This window comes from Flagellimonas sediminis (genome assembly GCF_010500845.1).
Taxonomy (GTDB): Bacteria; Bacteroidota; Bacteroidia; order Flavobacteriales; family Flavobacteriaceae; genus Flagellimonas; species Flagellimonas sediminis.
In genome coordinates this window covers 1-4,945 of sequence record NZ_JAAAMI010000023.1, presented here as the reverse complement: position 1 = coordinate 4,945, position 4,945 = coordinate 1, and the positions used below count along the sequence as shown (strand labels likewise).

Below are 4,945 nucleotides of genomic sequence, written 5' to 3'. Positions count from 1 at the left end.
ATCGATGAGAAGAAAATTAAAAAATAAAAACTAAGTTTAACCCAAGGATAGATCAAATCTGGGCAGTTCGTTTGCTATGGTCAGTTTTATCCGGCGAAGGTGGGTCAGTTTACCCGGCTTATCCACTTAAGAGTTCAATGGATTTAAAACAAGTTGAATTATTATTTTCATTTAATTCAATTATTGCGTTTGAAATTATCGACGGATAATCCCAGGATTCCGAAAAACTAATAAACATTTCCCCCCTATCGCGCTTTGAAATAAAAGCAAGTTCATTATCCAACAAATAGGAAATAAAATCCTCATATATTTCCTGTTCATTTTCAGTTAACTCTTTACCATCATAATTATCAACAAAATCTACTAATTCATTTGGTATATAGTAAAATTCACCCCTTAAACAATCGACAACCAAACTCCTATTAAATCCTCTTGAAATGAAAACATTGGAAAACTTGTAAATAAATATATTATTCTTCATTGTTGAATATTATTGGGAAAATGGCTTTATAAAAGGGTTGTGGAGTGTATTTAGTTGTATTATTACCGTTAAGAGCTATATGGTTTTTTTGCAAAAAATTTTCATCATCTTTATATTCAACACCCATATATCTCACAAATAAAGGAGCGTCATCTATACGGTTCTTCAAAAGGGAAATAATTTCATTTTCCATATTGGGTTTTTAAAGGTGACTTAAATATTTTGCAATTTTTTTTTCCAATTTATAATTACAGGGGTAACTAACTTGCCAAAATTGACCAACCGGGTTTACTTCTAAAAAAACATATTTATTATCTGGGGTAAGAATCATATCTAGAGAGCCGCTTTCCATTTTAACAATAGACATAAAATCACTAATCATATTAGCTACTTCGATTGGTAATTTAAATGGTGGGGTTCTATTTGGTTTGGACCAATTATAATTTCTAAAATCTATTTTGGTTTTCTCATCCAATTGGGAAAATATTGCACTTGCAAAACATTCGCCATTTAAATAAAAAATACGTAATTCGACATCCTTCTCTATATATTCTTGAAGTAAACACGGAGAAAAATTATTCGGGAATTTTGAAACATCTTCTAGTTCAATTAAAGCGGACAAGCCTGTAGTTCGAACCTCAGAGTCCTCATAATAAAATCCTCTTTGATAAATTGGTTTAATTATAACCTTTTTATAAACTTTAATAAATTCAATTATCTGCGATTTATTAGATACAACAGTAGTTGCAGGAATCCTTAGCCCTACTTTTCGAGCAATTTTTAAGTTTGTTATTTTGTTGGTTTTATTATCGTATATACTTCCAATACTTCGCTTATTTCTCTTTTCAAAATAGGCGTATATATAGTTCGTTAAATAATCATATTCATTAACAAGCGTTTCTTTTACCGCGAAATCTAAAGCTGTATTTTCAAGTGGCGGTTCAGGTTCTGGAAATTTTAGATTTAATCTACCTCTTCTATACCAATATGAGGTGAATTCTGAAAGCGCAAAAACATTACCATTGTACTCCAATTCTACGTCGTCAAAACAATCGGATAGATATAAACCCCTAAATTTTAATTCTGAAGTATTATTTAATCTTAAAAAATCAACTCCAAAATACTTGATCCATGAGATTACTCTATCGGTAGTTCCATCACTTTCCTCACTTAGAATTAATATTTTTTCTTTACCCACACCAATAAAATAATTTTATGTGTTCATAAATTCCATCGTCATATTGATAGCAGATGTTCCTTCCCCGATTTAACTTTTTTGTTTCTTCTTCAAAAGGACATAATCCAATATTTTTTCTCCTTATATTAATTGATTCAAAATCTTCGCTATTATCTGAACTCCACCATTGATTAAAATAGCCTTCAGAACAGTTATCACCTATTGTGTATTTAGCCTGAAAGTCCATAACAGAAGCATATTGTTGGGGGGTCATATTTCCTAATAACAGCTGGTCATGAAGTATTGTGTTAAACTTACAATCTCTGTCAAACGAATAGTAGTGAAGTAGAATAAATAATGCATGATTATTGCCAATATTATAGTTGTAGGGATCCGATGGATTTCCTGATTTTTCAATTCCAATTAATCTTTCACCCGGAAATCCATATTTAACTACAAGCGGTATTAATTTCTTCTCTACCAATTCAGTTACAATTGAATCGTATTTCGAACTATATTTTTCACTGTTTATCTTATCCACAGCAGATAAAGAATCCATGTAATAAATTTTCCATCTATTATCATAAGCCGAAATTTTATAAATGGTGTCCTTCAAAAATGTATTAATACTATTGAGATACACTATATTCTTTCTTTTAAACTGTTTAATCAGTTTTTTACTCAATCTGTTATAAGCGATATATTTATTTAATAAGGAATCATTCAAAATTAATTCTGGAGTCAATCCATTCATAAAACCTTTATCCATAAATCTTTTGAAGCCTTCCATATCGTTCACGGAAGCTGAAATTTGCATACCGGTAAAACAATCTTTTGCCAAGGGGGAGTCTATTAAATCTATTGCCCGTCCATAATAGACTTTGGAACTATCTATCTTATTATTTAAGAGAGCAGATTCGCCTTTTTGTATTAGAGAGGAATATAAAATAAAATCAGAATCAACAACTTCGTTATCAAGTTTTGTAGATCTTGACTGATAATTAAGTAATGTAAAGCATAACAATGCTATGTAAATAAACTTTGAGAATACATTCATTGGTTAGTGCAAATAAATATCTCTTTCAAAGTATGTATTTTCTTCTTATTTACAAAGCTTTTTAATTATTTAATGTAAGTTTTAACTTAATAATAATTTTTGATGAAAATCCCTTCTTAATTCAATCAAAAATATTTGGCCTTAAATTGAATCAAGATTGCCATGATAGTTTGTCAAAAAAAAAATCTTTTTTAAAAAAATTTTAATTAAGACACTTTAATGAGCATAATTTGACCAAATTTTTAACTAGCGAAGAAATAGTGTTCTTGAAAATTTATTCACTACTGACGGAGTAAAATATAACGTAGGTCTTCAACCGTATAATTATCTGGAATTAACCTATTATTATAAATAATTGTAGGTACCCTACTTATACCATTTTCGAGGCACCATTCTTTTATTTCCCAAAAATTTGAATCTTCCGATTCTAATGGAAAATTATCAATTGGAAACATTTCCTTAAATTCCTTCATATTTTTCTTTGGAGACCAAAACCAAGTACTTAGGGCATCCTGAACCGTCGAATCTTTGTAATAATCCTTTAAGGATGTAATGTATTTGATGAGTTCATTAGAACCATCAGAATTTTCAATAGTAGGTATGAAAATTATTGTCAAATTGATTATTTCTTTTGAAAATAATTCTTGAAACATCCTAAAAGCCTCTGTAGAATACCTACAATATGGATCGATTACTAATATTATTTCATCATTACTTGTATTATTTAGAAGAGACAAACTCAAATTACTTGGAGGATTTTGAATCCATTTAGATTTTTGAAGAAAATATTCAAAAACAAATTTGTAATTCTTAAGCTTTTTGAAAAATCTACCTTTTTCTCTCCATTCGATTTCTTGTACGATTAAAGGTTTTATAATATTCCATAAATAAATTGGAGCAACAAGTGTTGTAACGAAAAGTATGGATAATTTAAATTGGATTCCCATAACGTAAAAATTCCCCAAATAGCTTAATATGATTTCAAAAAGAATTATAATTTGTATAGCTATGCAGAGTCGACAAAATTGTTTGATAACAAATGCTTGAAGAATCAATGACCAAATTAAAATTGGAAAAACACCAAAAGATGCATGTGCAGCAATCGAAATACTTTGGTCCGAAAATTCACTAAGAACAAAAAAAAGAATAGACCCAAAAAAATATGTAAAACATAAACTTCCCAAGTTTATTGATGTGCCAGGTATAGACGAATATTCAGAATTAAGTACAACATCACAATCAACATGACTATTAAATGAGCAATATTTTCTTATAAAAGCACTGCCGCTCGATTTAATTTCATGACTTAAAAATGAAATAGACAAGCTTAACCCGAAAAATTTTAAGCATAAGTAAAAAGAAAATAAAAAAATATTTAAAGTGCCCGATTCCTTCAAGAAAGTAGAAAAAAGAAGATTAGATGTTAATAGGGCACCTAAACATAAAAGCAATCCAATTAGCAAAAATTTATCCGCCAAAGTTTTCAAAATATTAATCCTTAAGTTTGGCTCGGAAGAATATTCACTTTTTAAACAGAGTAAACAAATGCCGGACCAAATATTTGAAAAATTTTGAGCTGACATGTTAATCAACTTCCCTCGATTATTGTAAAAATAGATTCTCCCGTTTAAAACTTTCTCAATAACTATGAACGATTTTATATTTTCCAAATCTACTTGGGAAATACATGGTAATGGTATCTCTCCAAACTTTTCTGAATCTATTTTAACTGCAATATTCTCTATATTATAAACACTTAAAGTATCAGAAATTGCATTTAAACTTGGATAATCAGGATGACTTAATATCTTACTTTTTAAGAACCCATTAGTATTTTTAATTTTAAGCTTTTCCAATAGGATTCCAGTTGTAAGAACTAAATCGTTTTTCACAATATAAATTTTTAAATAAATCTATAGTTACCCAAATTGGTTATATCAAAAACAAATTACCTATTTTTCAGTTTAATTTGAAAGAATTTTCCTTTTTTCTATTTAATTACTTATTTATAATTCAAAAATTGAGAATAAACGGACAGTTAACCAATTTCATCCAAAATTTCATTGATAAAATCCTTATCCTAATATATCTATGAACTAATCATTGGAAACGCCGGACATAGTATACCACCCTCGCCGGGTTAAAGTGACCATAGCTGGCCGGACGAAAGTGACCCACCCTGGCCGGGCCAAAGTGGACCACTTTTAGATTCGATCTATCTGTAAAAAGT

Annotated in this window: 5 protein-coding genes; all 5 read right to left on the bottom strand. The window is 29.2% G+C overall.

All coding sequences use genetic code 11. The annotated features are described in order from the left end of the window. Nucleotides 1-118: 118 nt before the first annotated feature. Entirely contained in the window at nucleotides 119-481 is a 363-nt protein-coding gene (locus GTK07_RS19080) for a hypothetical protein (protein WP_163636630.1), read from the bottom strand. Next, nucleotides 471-674 carry a hypothetical protein gene (locus tag GTK07_RS19075; RefSeq protein WP_163636629.1) on the bottom strand — a complete coding sequence of 68 codons (204 nt, stop codon included), beginning with the start codon at nucleotides 672-674 and terminating at the stop codon, nucleotides 471-473. Before GTK07_RS19075 ends, GTK07_RS19080 begins: the two co-directional genes overlap by 11 nt. A 9-nt stretch (nucleotides 675-683) precedes the next feature. Further along, nucleotides 684-1,679, bottom strand: a complete 996-nt coding sequence (gene gwsG / locus GTK07_RS19070) for a grasp-with-spasm system ATP-grasp peptide maturase (RefSeq protein ID WP_163636628.1) — start codon at nucleotides 1,677-1,679, stop codon at nucleotides 684-686. Then, the gene (locus tag GTK07_RS19065; RefSeq protein WP_163636627.1) at nucleotides 1,672-2,715 is read right to left on the bottom strand and encodes a hypothetical protein; all 1,044 of its coding nucleotides are present in this window, start codon (nucleotides 2,713-2,715) and stop codon (nucleotides 1,672-1,674) included. Before GTK07_RS19065 ends, gwsG begins: the two co-directional genes overlap by 8 nt. Before the next feature lie 281 nt (nucleotides 2,716-2,996). Beyond that, nucleotides 2,997-4,607 (bottom strand): vitamin K epoxide reductase family protein, encoded by a 1,611-nt coding sequence (locus tag GTK07_RS19060; RefSeq protein ID WP_163636626.1) that lies wholly within the window; start codon nucleotides 4,605-4,607, stop codon nucleotides 2,997-2,999. Nucleotides 4,608-4,945: the final 338 nt, after the last annotated feature.

Coding starts and splice junctions, on each gene's coding strand:
- GTK07_RS19075 (WP_163636629.1), bottom strand. CDS start 674: ATGGAAAATGAAATTATTTCCCTTTTGAAGAACCGTATAGATGACGCT.
- GTK07_RS19065 (WP_163636627.1), bottom strand. CDS start 2,715: ATGAATGTATTCTCAAAGTTTATTTACATAGCATTGTTATGCTTTACA.
- GTK07_RS19080 (WP_163636630.1), bottom strand. CDS start 481: ATGAAGAATAATATATTTATTTACAAGTTTTCCAATGTTTTCATTTCA.